General features: G+C 69.1%; 22 protein-coding genes. 9 read left to right on the forward strand and 13 right to left on the reverse strand.

Features of this window, described 5'->3' with window-relative positions:
• Positions 1-2: 2 nt before the first annotated feature.
• From ACIHA7_RS35520 to ACIHA7_RS35535, 4 genes are read right to left on the reverse strand one after another with little or no spacing between them, the layout of a single operon-like run.
• Positions 3-893, reverse strand: coding sequence for a hypothetical protein (locus tag ACIHA7_RS35520; RefSeq protein WP_397295803.1), 891 nt, complete (start codon positions 891-893; stop codon positions 3-5).
• On the reverse strand, positions 883-3,651 hold the full coding sequence (locus ACIHA7_RS35525) for a protein kinase (RefSeq protein WP_397295805.1): 2,769 nt from the start codon (positions 3,649-3,651) through the stop codon (positions 883-885). Before ACIHA7_RS35525 ends, ACIHA7_RS35520 begins: the two co-directional genes overlap by 11 nt.
• Positions 3,652-3,694: 43 nt before the next feature.
• The gene (locus ACIHA7_RS35530) at positions 3,695-4,390 is read right to left on the reverse strand and encodes a response regulator (protein ID WP_397295807.1); all 696 of its coding nucleotides are present in this window, start codon (positions 4,388-4,390) and stop codon (positions 3,695-3,697) included.
• Between the two features lie 55 nt (positions 4,391-4,445).
• Positions 4,446-5,774 (reverse strand): sensor histidine kinase, encoded by a 1,329-nt coding sequence (locus ACIHA7_RS35535; protein ID WP_397295808.1) that lies wholly within the window; start codon positions 5,772-5,774, stop codon positions 4,446-4,448.
• Between the two features lie 172 nt (positions 5,775-5,946).
• Between ACIHA7_RS35535 and ACIHA7_RS35540 the strand changes: the two genes are divergently transcribed.
• Complete coding sequence (locus ACIHA7_RS35540; protein ID WP_397295809.1) at positions 5,947-6,654, forward strand: ABC transporter ATP-binding protein; 708 nt, start codon at positions 5,947-5,949, stop codon at positions 6,652-6,654.
• Complete coding sequence (locus ACIHA7_RS35545; protein ID WP_397295811.1) at positions 6,651-9,143, forward strand: FtsX-like permease family protein; 2,493 nt, start codon at positions 6,651-6,653, stop codon at positions 9,141-9,143. The genes ACIHA7_RS35540 and ACIHA7_RS35545 overlap by 4 nt, the downstream gene beginning before the upstream one ends.
• Before the next feature lie 10 nt (positions 9,144-9,153).
• Here ACIHA7_RS35545 and ACIHA7_RS35550 read toward each other — a convergent pair whose 3' ends face one another.
• Positions 9,154-11,046: a protein kinase gene (locus tag ACIHA7_RS35550; protein WP_397295812.1), complete on the reverse strand. Its 1,893-nt coding sequence runs from the start codon at positions 11,044-11,046 to the stop codon at positions 9,154-9,156.
• A gap of 274 nt (positions 11,047-11,320) precedes the next feature.
• Here ACIHA7_RS35550 and ACIHA7_RS35555 point away from each other — a divergent pair, with 274 nt between their 5' ends.
• Complete coding sequence (locus tag ACIHA7_RS35555) at positions 11,321-12,220, forward strand: hypothetical protein (protein ID WP_397295814.1); 900 nt, start codon at positions 11,321-11,323, stop codon at positions 12,218-12,220.
• A 3-nt stretch (positions 12,221-12,223) separates the two neighbouring features.
• On the opposite strand, the gene ACIHA7_RS35560 is transcribed toward ACIHA7_RS35555, so the two are convergent.
• Positions 12,224-12,889 (reverse strand): response regulator transcription factor, encoded by a 666-nt coding sequence (locus ACIHA7_RS35560; RefSeq protein ID WP_107658522.1) that lies wholly within the window; start codon positions 12,887-12,889, stop codon positions 12,224-12,226.
• 42 nt (positions 12,890-12,931) lie between these two features.
• Positions 12,932-14,143 (reverse strand): sensor histidine kinase, encoded by a 1,212-nt coding sequence (locus ACIHA7_RS35565; protein ID WP_397295816.1) that lies wholly within the window; start codon positions 14,141-14,143, stop codon positions 12,932-12,934.
• A 167-nt stretch (positions 14,144-14,310) separates the two neighbouring features.
• Here ACIHA7_RS35565 and ACIHA7_RS35570 point away from each other — a divergent pair, with 167 nt between their 5' ends.
• Genes ACIHA7_RS35570 through ACIHA7_RS35580 form a run of 3 tightly spaced genes read left to right on the forward strand, consistent with a single transcriptional unit; the run spans position 14,311 to position 17,046 of the window.
• Positions 14,311-15,105, forward strand: a complete 795-nt coding sequence (locus tag ACIHA7_RS35570; RefSeq protein ID WP_397295817.1) for a hypothetical protein — start codon at positions 14,311-14,313, stop codon at positions 15,103-15,105.
• Positions 15,102-16,577, forward strand: a complete 1,476-nt coding sequence (locus ACIHA7_RS35575; RefSeq protein ID WP_397295818.1) for an alpha/beta-hydrolase family protein — start codon at positions 15,102-15,104, stop codon at positions 16,575-16,577. Before ACIHA7_RS35570 ends, ACIHA7_RS35575 begins: the two co-directional genes overlap by 4 nt.
• Positions 16,578-16,602: 25 nt before the next feature.
• A complete protein-coding gene (locus ACIHA7_RS35580; RefSeq protein WP_397295820.1) occupies positions 16,603-17,046 on the forward strand; it encodes an SRPBCC family protein in 444 nt (147 codons plus the stop codon).
• Positions 17,047-17,140: 94 nt separating this feature from the next.
• On the opposite strand, the gene ACIHA7_RS35585 is transcribed toward ACIHA7_RS35580, so the two are convergent.
• The gene (locus ACIHA7_RS35585) at positions 17,141-17,728 is read right to left on the reverse strand and encodes a TetR/AcrR family transcriptional regulator (RefSeq protein ID WP_397295821.1); all 588 of its coding nucleotides are present in this window, start codon (positions 17,726-17,728) and stop codon (positions 17,141-17,143) included.
• 110 nt (positions 17,729-17,838) lie between these two features.
• Here ACIHA7_RS35585 and ACIHA7_RS35590 point away from each other — a divergent pair, with 110 nt between their 5' ends.
• The gene (locus tag ACIHA7_RS35590) at positions 17,839-18,684 is read left to right on the forward strand and encodes an SDR family NAD(P)-dependent oxidoreductase (protein ID WP_397295823.1); all 846 of its coding nucleotides are present in this window, start codon (positions 17,839-17,841) and stop codon (positions 18,682-18,684) included.
• Between the two features lie 126 nt (positions 18,685-18,810).
• Here the strand turns inward: ACIHA7_RS35590 and gatA are convergent, their stop codons facing one another.
• Together gatA and gatC are read right to left on the reverse strand one after the other, a co-directional pair.
• Complete coding sequence (gene gatA, locus ACIHA7_RS35595; protein WP_397295825.1) at positions 18,811-20,301, reverse strand: Asp-tRNA(Asn)/Glu-tRNA(Gln) amidotransferase subunit GatA; 1,491 nt, start codon at positions 20,299-20,301, stop codon at positions 18,811-18,813.
• On the reverse strand, positions 20,298-20,597 hold the full coding sequence (gatC, locus tag ACIHA7_RS35600; RefSeq protein ID WP_135232595.1) for an Asp-tRNA(Asn)/Glu-tRNA(Gln) amidotransferase subunit GatC: 300 nt from the start codon (positions 20,595-20,597) through the stop codon (positions 20,298-20,300). The genes gatA and gatC overlap by 4 nt, the downstream gene beginning before the upstream one ends.
• Positions 20,598-20,972: 375 nt before the next feature.
• On the opposite strand from gatC, the gene ACIHA7_RS35605 reads away from it, so the two are divergent.
• Positions 20,973-21,623: an amino acid-binding protein gene (locus ACIHA7_RS35605; protein ID WP_014987212.1), complete on the forward strand. Its 651-nt coding sequence runs from the start codon at positions 20,973-20,975 to the stop codon at positions 21,621-21,623.
• Between the two features lie 13 nt (positions 21,624-21,636).
• Here the strand turns inward: ACIHA7_RS35605 and ACIHA7_RS35610 are convergent, their stop codons facing one another.
• The 3 genes from ACIHA7_RS35610 to ACIHA7_RS35620 all read right to left on the reverse strand — a co-directional run bounded on the left by ACIHA7_RS35610 (position 21,637) and on the right by ACIHA7_RS35620 (position 23,963).
• Positions 21,637-22,155 carry a GNAT family N-acetyltransferase gene (locus ACIHA7_RS35610; protein ID WP_397295826.1) on the reverse strand — a complete coding sequence of 173 codons (519 nt, stop codon included), beginning with the start codon at positions 22,153-22,155 and terminating at the stop codon, positions 21,637-21,639.
• Between the two features lie 178 nt (positions 22,156-22,333).
• Positions 22,334-22,681, reverse strand: coding sequence for a hypothetical protein (locus ACIHA7_RS35615; RefSeq protein ID WP_397295828.1), 348 nt, complete (start codon positions 22,679-22,681; stop codon positions 22,334-22,336).
• A 37-nt stretch (positions 22,682-22,718) separates the two neighbouring features.
• A complete protein-coding gene (locus ACIHA7_RS35620; protein ID WP_397295829.1) occupies positions 22,719-23,963 on the reverse strand; it encodes an ATP/GTP-binding protein in 1,245 nt (414 codons plus the stop codon).
• A gap of 227 nt (positions 23,964-24,190) precedes the next feature.
• Between ACIHA7_RS35620 and ACIHA7_RS35625 the strand changes: the two genes are divergently transcribed.
• Positions 24,191-24,538, forward strand: coding sequence for a hypothetical protein (locus ACIHA7_RS35625; RefSeq protein WP_397295830.1), 348 nt, complete (start codon positions 24,191-24,193; stop codon positions 24,536-24,538).
• Positions 24,539-24,551 lie beyond the last annotated feature (13 nt).

A 24,551-nucleotide genomic window follows, 5' to 3' on the forward strand; every position in this document is an offset into this window, starting at 1 on the left:
GATCAGGCAGGACATCGACCGCCGGACAGCTCGTCCAAGTGCTGGGAGATCACGGTGGACAGCTTGTCCAGCATCGTCATCCCGTCGGAGAACGCACCCGAATCCGGCTGTGCCGCGAACGCGATCGCGATCTGCCCCGACGGCGTCGAGATCAAGCCGAACTGCCGCACCAGGTACGCGCCCGAGGCGTCCGGACCCCAGCCACCCTTGAACTCGGCGCCGCTGAACGCGCCGAGACCCCAGCGCTGGGCCGATTGGACCTGCTCCATCAGATTGATCACGGTCGCCGACTGCGGCAGGCAGGGCAGCCGCGAGGCGAACCGAACCTGTTCGGCCAGTGACCACTCCGCCTGACCGAAGGCCGAATGCTCGGACCTGGCCCGGGTGGCCGGCACGGTGGTCTTGGTGTCGCCGCCCTCGCGCAGCACCGACTGCACCGCCTGTGCCGCTTCCTGATTCGAGCCGAGCGATTGCCACAGCGTGTCGGCGGCGGCGTTGTCGGAGGCGGTGATGGCGGCCGACACGGCGTAGGTGGCGTTACCCGGGTTGCGCCGCAGCGCGGCAATGGTCAACGGCACCTTCATGGTCGACCAGGCGGGGCCGGTGGTCCAGTCGCCGAAGCTGACCACTTGGTCGCCGCCGACCGGCATGATCGCCAAGCCGAGTCGTCCGCGCACCCCGGCCTGTAGTTCCGCGACGCTCGCGGCCAGGGTGCCGGGAACGGTGATGGACAGGCCCTTTTGGTCCGCGTGCGACGCGGCCGCGGTAATGCTGGTCTCGTCCGCGTCCGAACGGTCGGTGCCCGATCCGCATCCGGCCACCAGGAACACGGCTAATGCCGCACAGCTCAATGCTTTTCGAGTACGAGCCGCGCGGGATCGATCAATAGACATACACCACCGCATTTTCGCCGCCACTGCACGTGACGAGCTGGCCTTCGCTGAGGCAATTCATCGTGTAGGTCCGGCCGGTCACCGGGCTGGTCGCCACCACGGTGCGCGGTGCGTTCCGCGAGGCGGTGCTCCCCGGGCCTGCCTGGGCATACGCCCGCCGGACTTCCTCGGCGAACGCGCACGTCGTCGCGGCGGACCCGGTGGCGGACTTGGTGAACGCGCCCGAGCCCGAATCACCTTGGGTGCACGGCTTGGCACCGGCGGGCAGGGGTACCGCGGTGGTCGTCTTGGCCGGGGTGGACGAGGTGACCGGCGGTGCCGACGGACTGACCGGCGCTTGTGGTTGCGGGCTTGCCGTCGGGACCGGAGCGCCAGCCTGCTGGTCAGGCGGTGTCGCCACATTGTTGGCGGTGAACACCTGCCAGCCCACCGCGCCGACAACCGCAACCACGACGATCATCACCACCCCGATCAGGATGGGCAGCACGACTGATCGGCGCTTGCCGGTCGAGTAGGGCTCCTCCTCGGGGTCGTAGTCGTCGTATTCCGGTGCGTAGCCCTGATCCGGGTACTCGCCGCGGCTCGCGTAGTTGCTCTGCGGCGGATAGTCGGCGCGCGCGTGACCGCCGTGCTCGGAAAACCTGGCGGGGTCGTAGTAATCGTCCGGTGCGGAATAGGCTTCCGGCGGCGTGTACCCGCCCGGTGCCGCATAGACCTCGGTGGGCTGGTGATCGGAGGGATATCGGTCGGCGCCCGGAGGTCGCCCGAAGCCGGGTTCATCAGGGAAGCGCGTCGTCTCGTATTGCTGGGCAGCCGAGTAGGCTTGACCACCCACGAAGGGCTGGTCCTCCGAATACGCCTGCGCACCAGGGTGTTCCGCATAGGGCTGGCCGGGCTCGGCCGAATAGGCCTGCGCGCCTGGGTGCCCCGGATACGGCTGTCCCTGGCGATGCGCATACGGCTGATCGCCGGGCTGTTCCGTATGCGGCCCGTCATCGGCGCGATGCGGGTACTGCGGTCCATCGAACTTATCCGCGTACGCGGGCCCGGCAGAGTGATCCGAATATGCTTGTCCGCCAGGTCGATCCGAGTACGGCTCGCCGGGCTGCTCCGAATACGGCCGCCGCTCCTGCTGACCCGCGTACCCGGGCTCCTCGGAAGGAGCCGAGAAAGGCCGGTCGCCCGGCTGATCCGAGTATGGCGGACCCTCGGGTCGATCCGAGTACGACGGCCCCTCGGGCTGATCCGAATACGGTGGCCGGCCGGGCTCGGCTGAGTACCTCTGCCCCTCGGCCGGATCCGAATACGGCGACCCGCCGGGCCGACCCGAATACGGCTCTGCGCCGAGTGACTCCGAATGATTCTGCCCGGACTGTGCCGAGTACGGCTGTCCCCCAGGTTGATCCGAGTACTGCGGCCCACCGGGCGGCTCCGAGTACGCCGGTCCCCCGGCTTGCCCCTGATACGGTCCCTCGCCCTGCCCCGGATACGGCTGTTCGGGCTGATCCGGATACGGCGGTCCCCCACCATGCTCCGAATACGCCTGTCCCCCGGACTCCTCCGAGTACAGATGCGCGTCCGGGAACGGCCGCACCGGCGGCAGCCCCTGATCGGGTGTCCACCGCGGCGTCGGCCCGAGCGGCGGCACGAGTTCCTGCGCTGACGAGAGTGTGGTGAACTGGATTTCGGTCGGCCGCACCACGGTCGGCGCGCTGGGCAGGATCACGGCGGAGATCTCCCCCGTCGACTCCGGCGGCACCCCGCCCGCGCCGGGCGCGCGAACCACCAGCATCGGACCGGTCGGCGGCGGCACGTTGGGCGCCCCGACCGGCGGCGACACCTTCGGCGCGCCCGCCGAATTCGCGCCCGTCGACGGCGCGCTCGCCTGCGGCAGGCCGGTCGAGGGTGCGGTGCTGAGCGCGGCCCGCGCCGCCAAGGCCATGGCGGAAGCGGTCGGCCATCGATCGGCCGGATCCTTGGCCATGCCGCGGCTGATCACCGCGTCGAGTCCGGCCGGGATGCCCGCCTGCTGGGAGCTCGGCCGCGGCGGCGTCTCGGAGAGATGCGACCGGATCAGCACGTTCATGCTGGCGGCCGGGAAAGGCGAAGCCCCCGTCAGGCACTCGTGCAGCACGCAGGACAGCGAATAGACGTCGGCCCGGCCGGTCACCTGACCGACGTCGAATCGTTCCGGCGCCATGTAGATGTAGGAGCCGACGGCCATGCCGACCATCGTGACGGCGCTGTCGCCCTCGGTGTGCGCGATGCCGAAGTCGGCGAGGTAGGCGTGATCGGCCGCGGTGACCAGGATGTTGGCGGGTTTGACGTCGCGGTGCACCAGTCCGCCCGCGTGCGCGGCGTCCAGCGCCGAGGCGATCTGTTCGACGATGCCCACCGCGCGAGCCGGACTCAGCGGTCCTTCCTTGCGCAGCAGGGTGCGCAGATCGACGCCGGGCACCAACTGCATGTCGATGAACAGCACGCCGTCGATGACGCCCCAGTCGTGGATGGGCACGATGTGTGGCTCGGTGACCCGCGCGGCCGCCTGTGATTCACGCCGGAACCGCACCTGGTACGCGGGGTCACCGGCGAGTTCCTCGTGCAGCAGCTTGACCGCCACCACTCGGTCTTTCACCGTGTCATAGGCCTCGTAGACCTCGCCCATGCCCCCCTTGCCCAGCAGTGACCGCAAATCGTACGGCCCGAACCGTGTACCGGTTCTGGGCCCAGGTGCCTCCACCCCGTCAATCCTCCACATCCCGGGCCGGATGTGCACGCATAACTCTCGCAACACCGGCCCGTCAAAGAGTGGATTCTCCGGGTGTCACCACCCCGTGGTCAAACGCAAAGACGATCGCGGCGGCCCGATCCCGCAGCTCGAGCTTGCCGAATATGTGTCCGACATGGCTTTTCACGGTCACTTCCGAGATACCCAGTTCGCGAGCGATCTCCGCGTTCACCCGCCCGCGCCCGATCAGTTCGAGCACCTCGTACTCGCGTGCTGTGAGATCGGACAACCTGGCGCTCGTGCGTGTCGCGCTCGGCCGCACGGTGCGATACGCCGACAGCACCCGTTCGGTGACCGACGGGTCCAGCCAGGCGCCACCGCCTGCGACCATCCGCACCGCGCGAATCAGGTCCTCGGCGGGCGAATCCTTGAGAATGAACCCGGCCGCGCCCGCGCGCAGCGCACCGGACAGCAGCTGATCGTCGTCGAAGGTGGTCAGCACCAGCACCGGCGGTGCGCCGTCGCGCGAGCGAAGCAGGCGGGTGGCGTCGATGCCGCCGACGCGTTTCATCCGCAGGTCCATCAGCACCACGTCGGGTCGCGCGGCCGCGACCGCGGCGAGCACCTCGTCGCCGTCGGCGCACTCGTTGACGATGAATCCGTCCCGGCGGCGCAGGATGCGGCGCAGCCCGCCGCGAACCAGCTCCTGGTCGTCCACTACCAGGACGGTCACCGCGTCCTCGGCGCCCGCGGGTGATGCGGCTGTCACAGAGCCTCCCGTGCGTCGCGGGGAGCGCACCCCGTCTGCGAAGGGTGAACGGTCGTCATCCCGCCTCCCGGCTTTCCGCCGCGCCACCGAGCGGAAGGCCCGACAGGACACACGCACCGCGGACCGGAGCCAGCGGGATGGATGCGCGGACCGACCAGCCGCCGCCGTCCGGGCCTGCGCTGATGCGGCCGCCGAGCAGTTCGGCCCGCTGCACCATCCCGGACAGGCCCATCCCGGTGCCCGGTTGCGCGGGCAGGCCGGCGGGCAGCGTGTTGTGCACCGTCAGTGTCACCGCGGCCGCGTCCACAGTCACCTGCATCAGCGCGGACCCGCCCGGCGCGTGCTTTGCGACATTGGCCAGCGACTCCTGCCCGATCCGATACAGCGCGAGCCCGACCGCGGGCGAGACCGCGCGCAGGTCCTCGGCGCACACGTAGCGCACCTCCAGCCCGGCCCGGACAAAGCCGCCGACCAACGCCGCGATGTCCTCCACGCCCGGTTCCGGCGCGTGTTTCGACGGTCGCGCGTCGAGCAGCCCGACGGTGCGCCGGATATCGGCCATCGCCTGGCGGCCGAGTTGCTCGGCCTCGGTGAGCGACTCCACCGCCTCATCGACCTCGCGGTCGGTCTGCAGCGCGTGCCGCGCCGCGGTGAGATGCAGCAGCGTGACGCTCAGCGAGTGCGCGATCACGTCGTGCACCTCGCGGGCGATCCGGCGGCGCTCCTCGTCGGCGGCCTGGGCGGTGCGGATGTCTTGGTAGCCGCGCTCCTGATAGAGGAAGCGCCGCTGATATTGCAGCAGCAAACCGACCATCCACCCGAACGCGACGGTGACGAGATAGGTCGGCAAGCCCTCCGACAGATTCCCGTAGATGTCGAACAGGACCAGCTCGATCATCATCGCGGCGGCCACCGGCACGCTGATCCGCTTGGTGGCGATCGCCGACACCTCACCCGCCGCGGCGACGAGCACGAACGGCGCGAGATCCGGCCACACCGGCTGGACCAGGAACAGCGCCTCGGCCGCCATCGCGAACAGCCCGAGCGTCACCGGCCGTGGCATCACCCCGAGGAAGGCGTACATCGGACCGAACGCGGAGGCCAGCAGCACGGCCAGGATCGGGAGGGCTGTCGGAAAGTAGCTGTGCCGCTGGATCGCCGCGCCGATGGCGACGATGACCAACGTCAGATCGACCACGATGATCACCGACGGCGGATAGTCGAAGGGCAGTTCCTCGACCCGGCGCTGGAACGCGGCCACCGGTTGTCTGGCGAACTCGGCGATCCGTTCCCCGCAGCGGCGCAGACCGACGACCACGCGCCGGACCACGCGGGTCACCAGCCTCGGCTCGCCGGCCGGGGCGGAGACGCCGATCAGACCCATGCGGCAAGGCTAACCGCCCAGTCGTGGCCCGTACATCGTTCCTGGAGCGGGTCGCTTCTCCTACCGTGGGCGGAGAACGATTCGGGTCCACAGCACGAAGACAGGCCGACCGGCTCGTCCGTAAGGTGAGGCGCGGCGAGAAACTGACCGACCGAACAGAGTGGGGGCAGCGATGCCGGATCCGGCCATGCTCGAATTGTCCGAGGTGACCAAGGAATACCGGGTCGGCGGCCAGACGGTCCGCGCGCTGGACGGGATCGATCTGCGCATCGAGCCGGGCGAGTTCACCTCGATCGTCGGGCCGTCCGGGTCCGGCAAGAGCACGCTGCTGCATCTGCTCGGCGCGCTGGACACGCCGGACGCGGGCTCGATCCTGTTCCAGGGCACCGAGATCGGCGGGATGGACGACGAGCGTCAGTCCGAGTTCCGGCGCCATCGGGTCGGTTTCATCTTCCAGTTCTTCAACCTGTTGCCGACGCTGTCCGCGTGGGAGAACGTCGCGGTCCCGAAGCTGCTGGACGGCACCGGGTTACGCAAGGCCAAGCCGCGCGCGATGGAGCTGCTCGATCGCGTCGGGCTCGGCGATCGGGCGAGTCATCGGCCTGCCGAGCTGTCCGGCGGTCAGATGCAGCGGGTCGCGGTGGCCCGGGCGATGATCATGGATCCGCCGTTGATCCTGGCCGACGAGCCCACCGGCAACCTGGATTCCAAGACCGGCGCATCGATCCTGGAGCTGCTCGGGGAGATCGCCGGATCGGGTAATTCGGTGGTGATGGTGACCCACGATATGGGCGCGGTGAACTACTGCGACCGGGTGATCACGTTGCGCGACGGCCGGATCGGATCCAACGACGCCGCCGAGCGGTCGGTCAGCGCATGATCGGCGCCGCTTGGGATCGCTTGCGGCTGTTCAATATCGGGGAACTCCTCGCCCATCGCGGGCGTACCGTTCTTTCCCTGCTGGTGATGGGGGTATCGGCGGGGCTGCTCGTCGCGGTGCTGAGCATCTCCGGCTCGGTCACCGGGTCGGTGGACCGGCTCACACACAGCCTCGGCGGCCGGGCCGCGCTCGAGGTCACCGGCGTCACCGACGCGGGCTTCGATCAGCAACTGCTGCAACGCGTTGCGGGCACGCCCGGCGTGGACAAGGCGGTGCCGATGGTGCGCGCGCAGATCGGCGCGGGCGCGGACCGGGCGCTGCTGATCGGGGCCGACCAGCACATCGGCGCGCTGGGTGGCGAACTGGCCGCGCCGATGACCGCGCAGGTCGGCAAGCTGCTCACCGTGCCCAACGGCGTCCTGGTCGGTGCCGCCATGGGACATGCGGAGGGTGCCCGGTTCGCCCTTGGCTCCGGAACCGTCACCGTCGCAGGCGTTCTCGACGAGGAGACGTCGAAACAGCTCAACGGCGGCCATATCGTCGCCGCTCCGCTCGGGCTCGCGCAGCGGGTGACCGGACGGATCGGCCGATTGGATTCCATTCAGGTCATTGCCGCGCCGGGTGTTTCGGTCGAGGCCTTACGCGCCCGACTCACCGAGGCCGTCGATGGTCGCGCGGTCGTCGCCGACCCGAGCCTGCGCACCGCCCAGGCAGGCAGTGCGGTCCAGCTGGTGCGGTACTCCACCATGATGGCTTCGGCTGCGGCGCTGATCGTTTCGGCCTTCCTCATCTACAACGCCATGAGCATGGCGATCGCCCAGCGCCGACCGATGCTCTCGCTGTTGCGGGCCATCGGCGGCAAGCGCGGGCCGATGGTGCGGGATCTGCTCGCGGAGGCCGCGCTGCTCGGCCTGCTCGGCGGCGCCGTCGGCGCGGTGCTCGGCATCTTCATGGGGCGCCTCGCGATCGACCAGCTGCCGGCCGCCATCCTGTCGTCGGTGGAGGCGCGCACCGAGTATCTGGTGCCCGGCTACGCGATCCCGGTCGCCATTGTCGCCTGCGTGGTCGCCAGCGTGTCCGCCGCCGGGTTGGCCGCCCGCGCGGTGTACAAGGTCGAGCCCATCGAGGCGTTGGTCCCGGTCGGTGTGAACAGTGCGGATGCGACCAGCCCGTTGTTGCGCTGGGCCGCGATCGTCGCGGGTCTCGGGCTCGCCGCGCTGGCGGTCACGATCGCCGCGGTGGACCTCGGCCGCTACTCGTTGGGCGCCATCTCGACCGCGTTCGTCGCGGCCATCGCGCTCTGTTTCGCCGCGACCGGTCCGCTCGTCCGCGCTGCGGCGGCCATCGCGCGCGTGTTCGGCGCACCCGGTGCGCTCGGCGCGACCACGCTGGAACGCGCACCACGCCGGGTGTGGGCGACGGCGATGACCGTCATGATCGGTGTCGCGGCGACCGTCGCGATGAGCGGGGCGTCGAAGAACATGGTGGATTCGGCCACCGCCACATTCGACGACCTGGCCAGGACCGATCTGTACGTCAGCCCCGCGTCGATGGCACAGTTCCCGACCGGCCCGCTGCTGCCCGCCGGACTGGCCGACCGGATCGCGGCGGTTCCCGGCGTTGCCGAGATCAGCCCGGCCCAAATGGCTTTCGCCACCCTCGGCAGCGGACGGGTGATGGTGCAGGGTTTCCCGCCCAACGCACGGCAGACCAGGATGCGGATGCTGGAGGACGCGGCCGCCGCTGGGCTGTCCGCCGGTGCGGGCGTGGTGATCTCGCGGGACGTGGCGAAGTCGCTCGGCGTCGGCGTCGGCGCCCAGCTGACGCTGCCTACCCCTACGGGCCCGCGCACCGTGACTGTGCTGCAAGTGATTCCGTACTTCTCGGCGATCGCCGGCGTGGTGATGATGGATCTCGACCTGCTGCGCACCTGGTACGAGCGACCCGGCGAAACGATCATCGCGGTGAATATCGCACCCGGCGCGGACCCGGCGGCCGTGCAGGCAGCGATCCGGCAGCTGGTACCGCCCGAGATGCACGTGGACACCGGGGCCGCAACGGTCGTCGCGGCCACCTCCAGCATCGAACAGGGCTCGGCGATGAGCAACGCCATCCTCTGGATCGTGGTGCTGGTAGCCACGGTGGCCCTGCTGAACACGTTGATGTTGTCGGTGCTCGAACGCCGCAGGGAACTCGGCGTGCTGCGGGCCATGGGCACCAGCCGCACCTTTCTGACGCGTTCGGTGCTCGCCGAGGCGGCGGGCATCGGATTGATCGGCGCGGCACTCGGTCTCGTCGTCGGCATCGCCGTGCAGTACCTGGCCACCCTGGCCATGGCGCACGCGCTCACCATCGACGTCGTCTACCAGCCGAGCCCGATGCTGCTGGTCTACGGGTCCATCGCGCTCGCGCTCGCGCTGCTCGGTTCGATCCCGCCCGCACTGCGGGCGGGACGGCTGCCGATCGTGGCGGCGCTGGCGGTCGACTGAATACCGTTGGCTACAGCGGCAATCCGGTGAACCAGGCCTTGAACTTCTGCTGGGTCATGCCGAATCCGGATTCCGGCTGGCTGTCGGTGAGCGTCACCTTGGCGAAGAACAGGTAGTTCGACCGCGTCGGATCGGACTCGAAACTCACCACCAGGAACCCGTCCGGGAATCCGCTGTCGGTCTTCTGCCACCGATAGGTCGTGTAGGACTTGCCGCCGTTGCGTTCGGTCGCCTTGGTGTTGGACGGCAGGTCACGCACCGCGGCCTTGGCGTCCTCGGGCGTCTTGAACGCGACCACGATGAAGTCCGGTTCGGCGATCGGAACGCCCCAGCAGTTCCAGCCCGTCTCCCACTTCGGGAAGGCGGGCACGTCGTCGTCGCTGGAGATCTTCTCGCCCGCCTTGGCGGTGTCGAGGAAGCAGGTCTTGTCGTGATAGCCCTTGCCGGTGCCGATTCCGTACTGGGTGTCGACGCCCTGCGGGAGAATCTTCGGGAAGGCCTTGGCGACGAGCGATGGATCGGCGGACGTGTCCGCCGCGGGGGGCTTACCGACGTCCACCGGGGCCGCCGAGTCCGAATCCATCAGGTTCACCAGCACGAACCCGGCGACCACCAGCACGACCACGACGCCAAGGGCCAGCACCGCGATCAGACCGGTGTTCGAGCGCCGGGGCTGCGGGACGGGGTAGCCAGGGGCGGCACCCGACGGGCCGTAACCCATCGGCGGGAAGGCTTGCCCTGCACCGGCATTGGGCGGATAGCCACCACCGGCCTGGCCCGGAGGCGGAAAAGACTGTCCGGCAGCGGATTCAGGCGACGAGTAACCGACGCCGACCGGGGTGTACGGCTGCCCGGCCATGGAATTCTGCGGCGGCGCCGGATAGCCCGTGCTTGCGGACGGGAACTGCTGCCCGACACCAGAGCCCGACGTGTACTGCGGCGCTGCGTAGGTCGGCGCCGAGTACGAGGGCGGTACCGCCTGGTACGAACCCTGGCTCGGCGGCTGCGCGAGCACCGTCGGGGCGGGCGGCGCGGTGTACTGCACCGCGGTGGGCAACTGCGGCAACTGCCCGGCGAGCGCTTGCCGTGCGGCGGTCGCGAAGTCGAGACAGGACGCGAATCGTTGGTCTGGACGTTTCGCCATCGCCACCGCGATGACCGCGTCCAGCGCGGGCGGCAGGCCGGCCCGCAGCGCGGACGCGGACGGCGGCGGTAACTGCAGGTGCCCGCGGATGATGTCGGCCGGGGCGGGCGCGTCGAACGGCGCCACCCCGGTCAGCAACCAGTACAGCGCGCACGCCAGCGAGTACTGGTCGGAGCGGTGGTCCAGGTGCGCGCCGGTCATCTGCTCCGGCGAGGCGTAGGCCAGGGTCGCGGTGAACATGCCGGTCTGCGTCAGGTGTGTGGAGTCCTCACGCAGCCGGGCGATGCCGAAGTCGGTGAGGAACACCCGCTCGCGATGGCCGCCGCTGGACCGGGCCAGCATGATGTTGGCCGGCTTCACGTCGCGGTGCAGCACACCCATGCCGTGCGCGTAATCCAGTGCCCCGGCGACGCCTTCGATGATCTGCACCGCCCGCTCCGGCGGCAGCTTCTGCGGCGTCACCGTCGCCGCGTCGACGCCGTCGACGTACTGCATGGAGATCCACAGCTGGTCGTCCTCGGTGCCGCGGTCGTACACCGCGACGATATTCGGATGATCGAGCTGCGCGGCCAGATCGGCTTCCCGCTCGAACCGGGCCCGCACCTCGGTATCGGTGAACAGCTCACGGTTGAGCAGCTTCAGCGCGGTCTGCCGGGGCAGCCTGGGATGGCGGGCCAGATACACCGAGCCCATGCCGCCCTGCCCGAGCAGCTTCTCGATGGTGAACCCGGCGAAAACCTCACCGCTGGTCAGCAACACGTTCCCTTCAGGTCGACCGCGGCCCCCGGATGTCACGTCCGAGCGCGTCACACAGAGCTTGGAGCATAACCGGTAACCCCGTGGCCATGCCGTTTCGAATTCTTAGGGGAAATCGGTGAAACTATGGTGGAGACATCATGGTCACGTCAACGATCTATGACGCGTTCATGATGACCTCACGCCCGGTTACCGATCGGGTCGACCGGATGAGCTAATTTTTGCACCGCCGACTGACAGCGATGACACGCAAAGCGGGTGGTGGGGAGGACGCGTGGTGAAGTCGACGGGAACCGGATCCGCGCTGCGCGGATTCCTGCGCGGCGCCGCCCTGGTCACCTTGCTCGCCTCGACCTCCTGTGCCCTGCTTCCCGGCGACCGCAACCACAACGATCGCCCCGCCGTGGTCGTCGACACCGCCGGATCCTTCCGGCCCGGCCTCTCGGTGTCCATCCCCGATTCGCTGGCCGCCGACTTCACCCAGCTGCAACCGAGCCTCGGCGGGCAGGTCGGCCTGGCGATCATGCCGGTCGGCGGCGGCCGGATGACCATCTTCGGCGACTGGACCAGCGGCATCGCCTGGTCGACCATCAAGGTCCCGCTGGCCATCGCGGCCCTGCGGCACGACTCGGACCGCCGCATCCTCGAAGACGCCGAGGCCGCCATCACCGTCTCCGACAACGATGCGGCCGAGCAACTCTGGCAATCGCTCGGCGACGGCCTGGAGGCCGCCCAGGCGGTGCAGGACGTGATCGACGAGGGCGGCGACTCCACGACCGGGGTGGCCGGGCCGCGAACCAGGTTGGACTACACGGCTTTCGGGCAGACCGAGTGGACACTGGCGAACCAGGTGCGGTTCGCGTCGCGGCTGCCGTGCCTGCCGCAGACGTCCGAGGTGACCGAGCTCATGTCGGAGATCACGCCCGAACAGTCCTGGGGGCTCGGCACTTTGCCGGGTGCGGCGTTCAAGGGCGGCTGGGGTCCCGATGACGACACCGGCATCTACACGGTCCGGCAATTCGGTGTGGTGCCGACGGAGTCCGGGATGGTCGCGGTAGCCCTTGCGGCGCAGGCCGATTCGGGGACCTACGACGACGCCACCGCCATGCTGAGCCGACTGGCCGTACTGCTCGGACGGCACCTGAACGAGCTGCGCGGCGGCAGCTGCACGCCATGACCGTCAGCCGGGCGTGACCAGTCCGGATTCGTAGGCCAGCACCACGGCCTGTGCGCGGTCACGCAGGTTGAGCTTCGAGAAGACCTTGGAGACATGCGTTTTCACGGTCTGCTCGGCGACGAACAGCGACTCCGCGATCTCGGTGTTGGACATGCCCTTCGCGATCAGCTCCAGCACCTCGCGCTCGCGCGGCGTCAGCGAGCTCAGCGCGGGCGCCGGCTTCGCGCGGGCAGCGGAGCGGCGGCGGGTGACGTCGGCGATGAGCCGCCGAGTAACCGTCGGCGCCAGCAGGGCCTGGCCGTCGGCGACCACCCGGACCGCGCGCACCAGCTCTTCGGCGGGCGCGTCCTTGAGCAGGAAGCCGCTCGCGCCGATGCTCAGCGCCTCGTACACGTAGTCGTCGATGTCGAACGTGGTGAGCATCAGCACCCGCACCGGCGGCTCGAACCCGGCGGCCAGGATGAGCCGCGCCGCGTCCAGTCCGTTCATCTCCGGCATGCGCACGTCCATGAGCACCACGTCGGGGCGCAGCCGCTTGGCCTCGGCCACCGCGATCTTCCCGTCCTGCGCGTCCCCCACCACGCTGATGTCGGGCTGGGCCGCGAGCAGCGCACCGAAGCCCTGCCGCACCATTGCCTGGTCATCAGCGATCAACACCGTTATTGCCACCGCCCTACCCTAAGGGGACCTAGTGCTCGACAGCGAGACGGTTCAGTTGGCGGCTTGCTCGACCAGGACCGGGTCCAGGGTGGTCGTCGGATTGCGCGGAATCCGGGCGTGCACCTCGAAGCCGCCGTCGGGGCGCGGGCCAGCGGTCAAGTCGCCACCGACCGCGAGCGCCCTGGCCTGCATGCCCGCGATGCCGTGGCCGCCGTTGCCGACGGGGCGCGCGACGGTGGCGGTGGGGCCGTTGCCGACGGTGAGCTCCACGATCGGGCCGACGCTCAGGTGCACCTGGACCGGCGCCTCCGGTGCGTGCCGTGACGCATTCGACAGCGACTCCTGGGTAATCCGATACAGCGCCAGGCCCGCGCCGTCGGGGACGGTTTCGAGCTGGCCGTCGATCGTCCACGCGATCCGCACACCGGCGCGCAGCGCGCCCTCGAACAGGCTCGGCACATCGGTGGCCTTCGGCTGCGGGGTGTGCTCGGGCGCCTGGCCGTCGCTGCGCAGCACGCCGAGCATGCCGCGGATCTCGTTGAGCGCCTCGCGGGCGGTGGCACCGATGGACTCGAATTCGGCACGGGCGGCCGGCGTTACCCCCTCCACCCGGTACGGCGCGGTCTGCGCCTGCACCACCACCAGCGACATGTGGTGGGCGACCACGTCGTGCAGGTCGCGAGCGATGCGCGCCTTCTCCTCCAGGATCGCCCGGCGGGCCCGCTCGACCTCGTTCTCCTCTTCCTGACGCACCAACTGCTTGCGCGACTGCACCAGCCACCGCACCAGCAGGCCGAACAGCACCACCGCGCCGAGCGCGATCGGCCAGCCCCATACCGAGCTCGCCACCCCGCTCTCGTTCGACATCGTGGTGCCGAGCAGCAGCGACGTCGCGACCCAGGCGACGCCGATGATCGGCACCGTCGTCCGCACCGCCACCGCGAACAGCAGGACGAACAGCGACAGGATGTGCACGACCTGCATCGGCATGTCGTTGTTCGGCTGGTGCGGGATCGCCAGAGCGATGAGCATGCCGGAGCCCGCCGAGATCGCCCAGCCCAGCGCCGGATTGATCCGGACGAGCAGTACCGGGAACGCGGCGAGCGCCGCCATGAACGGCTGCACCGCCTCCGGCACCGCATGGGTGAGGTGCAGGGTCGGCCACGCCACCGTGAAGAAGATGAGGGCGACGACCACGGTGGTGAAGTCGAACCACATCTGGGCACTCATTTGCCGGACCCGGGCACGGCTCTGCTGCTTCATAGTGACGACCCTAGAAAGTCCAGCGTGCTACCACGTCATACCCCCGGGTGATTTCGCACCCCGTACCCAGGTGGGAGGCCATGACCGGGCTCCCCCGAGGGCACGGCCCCGGAAACCGGTCCTCGGCGTGAGGCCCGCCAGCGGGTCGGATTCCTAGCGTCTAGCTCATGAGCACACCGACCACCGCAGGGCCCGCAACGGCGCGGTCCGCACAGGCCGCAGGCGCCCCCCGTTCTTCCTCCGCCGCAACCGGTTCCGCGACGCGACGGGCGGCGGCCCTGACCGCCGCGGCACTGACCACCATGGCCGCGGCCGTGTTCCTGGCGCCCGCACCGCAAGCCGCGGCGGCGAGCGTGTCCGTACCGGTCGAAAACGCGGCGGCGGGCGCGGCGGTGGCCGACCTGACCTCGGGCGGTCCCGGCTCCCTCGCCGCCATGCCGGACGACTTCGCCGCACGGTTCGGGTATCGGCCGAGCACCGTCGACGGATTGCTGGCGAACCCGCAGGGTGACTGCTCGTCGCCGGTGACGTTGCCGGTGGAGTTCGAGAACCCGTGCAAGGCGCACGACCTGGGGTACGACCTGCTGCGCTATGCCGAGCAGCGCGGTGAACCGCTCGGGCCGTGGGCGCGGCAGGCGTTGGACAGCACGCTCGATCGGCACATGCACGAGTCGTGCGATAGCCGGGTCGATCCGTTCTCGCGGACCAGGTGCAACGCCATGGCCGCCATCGCGAGCACGTTCGTCGATCTGAATTCGCGTCGGCAGGGTTATGGGGCGCCGGTGGTGGAGTCGGCTTTCGGTGCGGCCGAGCCTGATTCGGCGACGAACTGGCAGTTGCTCGGGCTGGCCGGCGCCGGGGTGGCCGGGCTGGGCGCGGTGCTCACGGTGCGGCGGGCGACGCGGAGTGCCGGTGCTCCTCGGGTAATGAAAGCTACTGCGGTACTGGGGGTTCAGCGATGACCAGCACACTGTCGAGATCTGTCGACACCGATGATGCGCTTGCCGGTGGGGCGGTGCTCGGCTTCGACGATCTGCGGGTACGTAGCCGGCACGGCGCTGTCCGGCGGAGGTTGGGCACCGCGCTATCGACTGCGGCACAGAAGTTCTCGGTACCGCGCGCCGGGACCACGGTGGCGATCGGCGTGGGCACACTGGCCTCCCTCGCTCCGGGACTGCTGCCGCGGACGCCTGGGGCGCAGGCGATATTGACCGGATTGCTCGTGGCGCTTTCGTTGGGTGTTGCAGGGCTTGTTCGGTTCGCGGTGCGGCGCTGGGGTTTCGACGCTGATCGCAAGTCGGCGCGGGCTCGGTTGCCGTTGCTGATCGGGACCGCCGTGCTGGTTGTCGGCGCGGTCGCACTGGCCGGGGATTGGCAGAATTCGTTGCGGGCGGCCATGAGTGCGGCGCCGATCGGCGCGGGCTACTGGCTGCGGTGGCTGATCGAGTCGGTGCTGATCGTCGGCGTGCTGCTGGGAATCACCCGTGCGGTCGGGTGGGTACTACGCAAACTCGGTTGGGCGCGTGGGGTTTCGCTGGCCGTGGCCCTAGCGGCGTTCCTGTATCTCGTCGCGGTGCCCGCGGCGGTGGGCTGGCGGCAGGCGGCTTATGCCGGTGCCAACGCCGAGCTGGATCCGGCTCTGGTGCAGCCGGTCTCGGACGCCAGGTCCGGCAGTGCGGCGTCGGCGGTGAGCTGGTCGTCGCTCGGTGCCGAAGGGCGCAAGTTCGTCAGCGGTGCGCCTGCCGGGCCGCCGCGGGTGTACATCGGGGTGGAGTCGGCACCGGACCTGGATACTCGTGTCGCGCTGGCCGTTCGGGAGTTGGAACGCTCCGGCGGTTTCGAGCGGTCGAACCTGGTGGTACTGGTGCCGACCGGTTCGGGCTGGATCGACAGCAACGCGGTACGCGGCTTCGACCAACGCTTCGGCGGCGACGTCGCCCTCGTCGGCTTGCAGTACTCGTACGCACCCAGCTGGGTGACCTTCGTCTTCGGCCGCGACGATGCCGTCGACGCCGCGCGGGCATTGTTCACCGCCGTGGAGGACCGGATCCGCACGCTCGAGCACAAGCCCAACCTCTACCTGTACGGCCAGAGCCTCGGCGCGGTCGGCGGCAGCTCGGTCTTCGCCGACGACGCCGAGCAGGACGGTCGCACCTGCGCCGCGCTCTGGGCCGGACCGCCCGCCGGGCAGGTGCACCGGGCCGGCGCGACCGTGCTGGCCAACACCTCCGACCCGGTGGTCCATTGGTCACCGGCCTTGCTGTGGCGCGCACCCGACCTGACCGGCGCACGACTGGATGCGCCACTGCCCCGGTGGCTTCCCGTGGTCAGCTTCGTGCAGGCGACCGCCGACCTGCTCGCCGCCCTCGACGCCCCCGCCGGGCATGGTCACCGCTACGGCGTCGATCAAGGCACTGCGATGGGCAGTTGCTGACATAGAACGTGTTCTAATTGTCGGCATGGCCTTTGTCATCGACGCCACCGTGGACATCGACGCGCCCGCCGAGCTCGTCTGGCAGGTGATCACCGACTTCCCGCGCTACGGCGAGTGGAACCCCTTCGTCAGCGAATGCCGCAGCTCGCTGGTGCCCGGTGAGCCGATCGACATGGTCGTCCACCTCGGTCCGCGACCGCGTCGGCAGCGCGAATGGATCCGCTCGCACACCCCCGGACACGAGCTGAGCTACTCGATGAAGCCGGTGCCGCTCGGCACGCTCAACAGCCTCCGCTCGCACACGATCACGCCGATCGACGGAGAGCACACCCGGTACGAGTCCCACTTCGAGCTCAACGGCTGGTTGCGGCCGGTGGTGGTGGCGTTGCTCGGCAAGCACCTCCAGCGCGGTTTCGCCGGTATGACCGCGGGCATCAAAGAACGGGCAGAGTCCCTGCGCGCCAGCTGATCCCACCCGTCACGGCAACATGAGGGCGTTTTGCTCCGCGCCGAGGCCGCGCGCCCCGCAGAGAGCCCGCGAGTAAGCCCAGCGCTCGGCCCGGTCAGGCGCGGAGGTGGGCCATGGCCGCGGCGAGGGCGGCGTCGGCGTAGGACTCGGTGAGGCCGCCGAGGCCTAGGGACCAGCGGCTTTGGATCGGGCCGAGCAGGAGGTCGGTGGCCAGGTCGAGGTCGAGGTCGGGGCGGAGCTCGCCGGATTGCACGCCGGCGGCGAGGCGGTCGGCGATGGCGGCGCGCTGGGGAAGGAGGAGGCGTTCGCGGTAGGCGGCGCCTATCTCCGGGTCCTGCTGGATCTCGATGTACATCGCGCGGAGGAAGGATTCGAAGCCGGGGTCGGCGAGGGCGGCGATCGAGCCGTGCAGCAGGGCGCGCAGGTCGGCGCCGATGTCGCCGGTGTTCGGGAGGGCGAGACCGTCCGGGCCCGCGTCGAGTTCGAGCATCGCGTCGAAGACGACCGCGCCTTTGGACGGCCACCAGCGGTAGATGGTCTGCTTGCCGACGCCCGCGCGGGCCGCGATCGCCTCGACGGTGAGCTTCGCGTAGGGCACTTCGCGAATGAGCTCGGTGGCGGCGGCGATGATCGCGGCCCGAGCGCGTTCACTGCGGCGGGTGGCGCTGGGGGTTTCCGGCATGTGGGCAGACTAACACGGACGAGACGATACGTCTCGTATTGACAACGGCGAATCGGCGGTGCATTCTCTTCAAACGAGACGGAGCGTCTCGCGACGAAAGGATCACCTCCATGACCAGAACATGGCTCATCACCGGCGCCAACCGCGGACTCGGCCGGGCCTTCACGCTGGCCGCGCTCGCCGAGGGTGACCGCGTCGTCGCGACCGCTCGCGACCCGCGGTCCATGGCCGACCTGGCCCAGGATCGGCTCACCGTACTGCCGTTGGACGTGCGCGGTCGCGATGACGTAAACGCCACCGTGGACAAGGCTTTCGCGCTGATGGGCACGGTCGACGTGATCGTGAACAACGCGGGCTACGGCCTGGTCGGCGCGATCGAGGAGCTGAGCGAGGCGCAGATCCGCGATCAGATGGACACCAATTTCTATGGCGCCCTGTGGGTTTCCCAAGCGGCCGTCCCGCACCTGCGTGCCCAAGGTTCCGGCCACATCGTGCAGATCTCGACGGTCGGCGCGGTCGGCAGCCTGCCGCTGTTCGGCATGTACAACGCGAGCAAGTGGGCACTGGAAGGATTCAGCGCGTCACTCGCCGACGAGCTGCGACCTTTCGGCATCGCCGTAACCCTCGCGCAGATGGGTGGTTTCGACACCGACTGGGCGAAGACGAGCATGCGGTTCGGTGCCGCGCTACCCGCCTACGCGCAGGTACGCACCGCGATCCTCGGCATGCCGGACTACCCGGACCCGAGTGCCCCACCGCAGGCCACCGACGAGGAATCCGAATGGCAGGAGGCCGCACCGGAAGTCGGCGCGGCGGGGCTCATCGCACTGGTGAACATGCCCAACCCGCCGGTCCGGAAAATCATCGGGCCCGGGGCGCATCAGATGGTCTCGATGGCGTTGGATCAGCGCCGTCAGGACTATCTGACGGATCCCGAATTCACCTGGCCGGTTTAGCGTCTCGGGTTCACCGAGTACCGACAGTGCGGTTGGGCTCGAGCACCTTCCCAGGGCATCGCGCGAAGACTTCGCACACACGGCAGTTGGCCGTGTGTGCGAAGTCTTACGCGTTCGCGAAATCGGTCAGGCGATGGCGCCGCGAGCGGCTTCGTACGCGGCACCGACCCGGTACAACCGGTCGTCGGCGAGCGCGGGAGCCATGATCTGCAGGCCGACCGGCATGCCGTCGTCCTTGCTCAGCCCGGACGGCACCGACATGGCGGGGTGGCCCGCCAGGTTGGTGGGCAGGGTGCACAGGTCGGACAGGTACATGGCCAGCGGATCGTCGACCTTCTCACCCAGCTTCCACGGGGTGAACGGGCTCGTCGGGGAGACCAGGACGTCGACCTGCTCGTAGGCCTTGTCGAAGTCACGCGCGATGAGCGTGCGGACCTTGAGCGCCTGTCCGTAGTAGGCGTCGTAGTAACCCGCGGACAGCGCGTAGGTGCCGATCATGATGCGGCGCTTGACTTCCGGGCCGAACCCGGCGGCGCGCGTCGCCGCCATCACCTGCTCGGCACTGTGCTGCCCGTCGTCGTCGACCCGCATGCCGTAGCGCATCGCGTCGAACCGCGCGAGGTTCGACGACACCTCCGACGGCATCACCAGGTAGTAGGCCGACAGCGCGTACTCGAAGTTCGGGCACGACACCTCGATCACCTCGGCGCCGAGTTCTTTCAGGACCGCAACGGCGGCGTCGAACGATTCGAGCACGCCCGGCTGGTAGCTGTCGGAGTGAAGTTCCTTCACCACACCGACTTTCAGGCCACTCAGGTCGCCCTTGGCGCCCTCGCGAGCGGCGGCGACCACCCCGGGCACCGGCACGTCGCGCGAGGTGGAGTCGCGCGGATCGTGTCCCGCGATCACCTCGTGCAGCAGCGCCGTGTCCAGCACCGTGCGCCCGCAGGGGCCACCCTGGTCCAGCGAGGACGCGCACGCGACCAGGCCGTACCGGGACACCGTGCCGTAGGTCGGCTTCGTACCGACCGTGGCGGTCACCGCGGCGGGCTGCCGGATCGACCCGCCGGTGTCGGTGCCGATCGCCAACGGTGCCTGATGCGAGGCCAGCGCGGCCGCCGAACCACCACCCGAACCACCCGGAATACGGGTGACGTCCCACGGGTTGCGGGTCGGGCCGTAGGCGGAGTTCTCGGTGGACGAACCCATCGCGAACTCGTCCATGTTGGTCTTACCGAGGATCGGGATGCCCGCCGCGCGCAACCGGGTGGTCAGCGTCGCGTCGTAGGGCGAAACCCAGCCCTCCAGGATCTTCGACCCGCAGGTGGTCGGCATGTCGGTCGTGGTGAAAACGTCCTTGAGCGCCAACGGAACTCCGGCCAGCGGCGAGGCGGGCGCGGAGCCGGAGCTGATCGCGGAATCCACGGCCGCCGCGGCTTCGAGCGCCTGCTCCCCCGCCACATGCAGGAACGCGTGGTACTCGCCGTCGACCTCGGCGATCCGATCCAGGTGCGCCTGCGTGACCGCCACCGAGGACACCTCGCCGCCGTGGATCTTGTCGGCCAGTTCGGCGGCCGACAACGTAGTCAAGTCGGACCCACCCGATGCTGAACTCATTCGGCCTCTCCCAAGATCTGCGGAACCACGAACTTCTGCTCCTCCGCCGCGGGCGCACCGGACAGCGCCTCCTGCGGGGTCAGGCAGGGCACGACCACGTCGGGACGGGTCACGTTGGTCGTCGGGTTCGGCGACGCGGTGGCCGGGACATCGGCGGCGGCGACCTCGGAAATGGTCCGCACGTGGCTCAGGATCGAATCCAGCTGACCGGCGAACTGATCCAGTTCGGCTTCGGACAGCGCGAGCCGGGACAGCCGGGCGAGGTGTGCTACCTCGTCACGGGAGATGGCGGGCACCGCGGGACCCCTTTCGGCTTCGGTTTCAACAGTTCACATTGCGTTGCAGTGACGCAATCGCGTATCGGCAACGGAACCTGTACAGCTTAGAGGAGGCGGACATCGACCCACCCTCCGGCAACGCGACCGCACACCGGTCAACCCCTGTCGGAGCCCGGCGGTAGGCTGGTCGCGTCGCCCACGGCGCTGGTATCGCACGATCCGATCCGTCGACACGGTTTCCCAACTAGCTCGACACGCCGTATTGTCACGAAATCGCCGCGTGGCGTACATCACTGGCCGCACTTCCAGTCGATTACTGGGGCGCCAGGGTGTAAGGATTGCGTGACCCGGGTATCCGTTCAGAGCCTCGGCCGCTTTAGGAAAGGAACGCACGTGTCGTATCTGCTCCGCGTGCAACTTCCGGATCGACCGGGAAGCCTCGGCGCTCTCGCGCTCGCACTCGGCTCCGTCGGCGCCGACATTCTCTCGCTGGATGTGGTCGAGCGCGGCGCCGGTTTCGCCGTCGACGACCTCGTCGTCGAGGTGCCGCAGGGCGCGCTGCCCGACACCCTCATCACCGCCGCCGAGTCGATCGGCGATGTGCGGGTCGACTCCATCCGCCCGTACTCCGGCGTGCTCGACACCCACCGCGAACTCGAACTCATCGACCAGGTGGCCAGCGCCAAGGACGACCGGCTCCAGGTGCTCGTCGACGGCGTGCCGCGAGTGCTGCGCGTCGGCTGGAGCACCATCATCGACATGGGTCCGCAGGGTGCTTACCGCGTGGTCGGCAGCCCGAGTGCGCCGGAGACGCAAGCAGGTTCGGCGCCATGGATGCCGCTGGAGAAGCCCGCCATCCTCGATCCTGAATCCGAGTGGGTCCCGGAGATCTGGCGCGACATGGACACCAAACTCGCCGCCGCTCCCCTCGGCAACACCGGCAAGGTTCTGCTCCTCGGCCGCCCCGGCGGACCCGACTTCCGCCCCTCCGAGGTGGCCCGCCTCGGCTACCTCGCCGGCATCGTCGCCACCGTGCTGGGGTAGCTGCCGCGAGTTGTCAGGGCCGCAGGTCCAGGCGGAGGACGTTGAGAAGCTCGCCTGCTCCGGTGTGCCAGTCGCGGTCGGGGGTGGGGACGAAGCCGAAACGGTCGTAGATGCGGCGGGCATCGGACATGGCGGCCATGGTGGTGAGGGCGACGGCGTGGAAACCTTCCGCCTTGGCAATGTCGATCACGGTGCGTACCAAGGCGGTTCCCGCACCGAGGCCACGGGCCGACTTCGACACCGCGAGCATCCGGAACTCGAGTTCGCCGGGGCGGGCGATCTCCGCGTACGGCGTGCCGGGACGCGCGACGGTGAGCGATCCGACGATGCGGCCGGCGTGAATCGCAACCAGAATCTGCGCTGAGGCGCCGCGATGCGCGGTGTCCGCCAGGTCCGCCGCGTACGGACTCCCTTCTTGCACAAAGCCTTCGCCGACGTAGACATCCACGGTCAGCGCGCCGATCGCCGCGTACTCGTCCGGCTCGGCCGTCCGGATGACCAATCCCGTGTCCTTCGCATCCATACCCGGCATCGTGCCATTCGCCGTAGAACGGTCTACGTCACACATGCCGTGCGTACGTGCGCGATGAAGGAAACCGCTGTTCGAGACTTACCGGAGACGGAAGCGCATCACCAGAACCGAGGGCCGAAACCAGCCCGCTGCACCGAGGACCGACCCTCGCGGTCCGCCGGAGCGTCGGCGCGCAGCGTCAGGAACCGAGACCGGGACGGGCGCCGGGGTGCGCGATCTGCCAGCGTTCCGGCTTGCCCGACGGGTAGACGACGGTGATGGGATCACCGATGGACGGCCATGCGTTCACATCCCAGGCGAACCGGCCGTAGACGACGGTGCCTGGCTCCGTCGGGCCGGTCAGGTTGCCGGTGATGGTCACGTACTGTTCGCCGACGGCACCGTCGGGTGGCGGGCTCACACCCGTGACGTAAAGCGTGCCGGTTTCGCCCTGGGCGGGGCTGATCTTGCCGCGCCCGCGCAGATAGACCATGGCGAGGCCGACGGCGGCGACGATCATGATCAGCAGCATTCCGAACTCCAGCATGGCCCCATGCTATTGCGCCGGGCGGACAAACCAGGACCTACACGGTGGCGAGCTCGCTGGTGCCGTGTTCGGTTCGGCGGATCTGCCAGACCGCGCTGCGGGTGCGCGACGACCGCCCGTTACCGCGATCGATCAGGGCACGGTTGTTGGTGGTGTAGATCAGCTGAGCGCCACGGGAATTGGTTTCCGGGTTCTGGAACAGTTGGATGAGCCGGTCGGTCTCCTCGGCGGGCAGGTGCGCCCCGATGTCGTCGACGGCGAGGACACGGCCCGAGTCGAGGGCATCGAGCATGGTCGGCAGAACACGCAGCAGCGACTGTGTCGCGGTGGACTCGTCGGTGATGTCGAACGGGTTGGCGATGCCGTCGTGGACCAGGCCGAGCCCGACACCGCGCCGGGCCACCATCCGCGTGTACAGGGTGTCCCTGGCGGCTTTCAGGTTGGTCAGCTCGCGTTCCAGCAGCATCGGGGTGAAGCCGTTCTCCTGCAACAACCGATCGGCGAAGCCGGGCGAGGTGGCGCACAGGTCGATCTGCTTGCCGAGTGCGGCGATGTCGGCGTCCAGGTCGCGCAGATAGTCGGCGTACATCGGATCGTTCTCGGCGAGCAGAAGATCGGTGATGCCGAGGCCCGCGGTGCGCAACAGCAGGAGCAGCCGCCCGGCGTTGTCCGACGACCGGGAGAGGTGACTGCCGAGCCGGTGCGCGATGGCGGCCGGATCGGCCGGGCCGAGTTGCACCTCCAGCATCGACTCGAACCAGCGGTAGGCCGGCACCAGCGCGTCGGCGTACATCTGCCCGGCGAGGCTGAGCAGCAACGCATTCGGTCGCACCAGCGGCACCAGCGCGGCGATCCCGTAGCGCGCGGCCTCGAACATCGGACCGATCTTGATCTGGTCGCCGTTGCGCTCGAACACGATTCGCTTGCGCGAGCGCGGCTGGGTGTACAGCCACTCGGCCGTGACGTCGGCGTTGTCGAGCCGGAAGCCATAGGTGTAGGGCACGCCCTCGGCCACGAAGCCGACGACGAACTCCGAAGGGCGGTCGGGGAATCCGAGGTGTGGCGCGCGGACCGGTCCGGCGTAAGGATCCCAGCCGGTCACCGAATGCAGCACCGCGTCGCGCAGCTGCGCGAGCGCGTCGACCAGGTTCGTCTTGCCCGCCGCGGCGGCACCGTGGATCGCGGTCACCGGCACGGCCACCGGTCCACTCCCCTTGGTCAACCGTAGTTCCTGCCCCTCGGCCAGCGATCTGTGATTCGTCACCTGAAAACTGCGCAGCATCCCGCCATCCTTTCGTCCCGGCCGCCACACCGCGACAGCAGGGCTTATCGGGGTACCGAGCAGGACGGAAACAATTCATAGCCGATACGCATAGCGCGTGCGTCGGCCGGTGCCGCCCGCCGATCGCCCGACAACGACGCTGGTTACGGGTTAGCATGCTGGGCGCCACGACTTGTTCGTGTGCCGTTATTGCTGGAAACGTTCGAAACTGATGGGTAACGATAGGTATGACGGTTCGTCGTATTGCAGTCCGAAGCTCCGTCGCCGCCGCCATCGCCTTGGGGTCGATCGTGGTCGTCGCGCCACAGGCCGCCGCCGAGACGTGCGCCGACGGCTCCGCTCGCATCTTTTTCTCCAACAGCGAGCCCTCGTGTCAGACGGGCAGCGCGAGTTACCGCGAGCAGACGGTCGCGAAGGTGTGCTCGATGGCGGGCGCCGACGTGGTCGCCGAGGCCACCTACCTGAACACCAGGAAGAAGACCGTTACCCAGCGGCTCGAACTGAGCAATGGGCGCTGCGGGCGCTTCGAGATCGCCGGCCAGCAAAGCGCCACCGTCTCCGTCACCCCGAACTGACATACCAGACCTG

Origin of the sequence: Nocardia sp. NPDC052316 (genome assembly GCF_044547795.1) — a bacterium.
In the GTDB taxonomy this organism is placed as follows: Bacteria; Actinomycetota; Actinomycetes; order Mycobacteriales; family Mycobacteriaceae; genus Nocardia.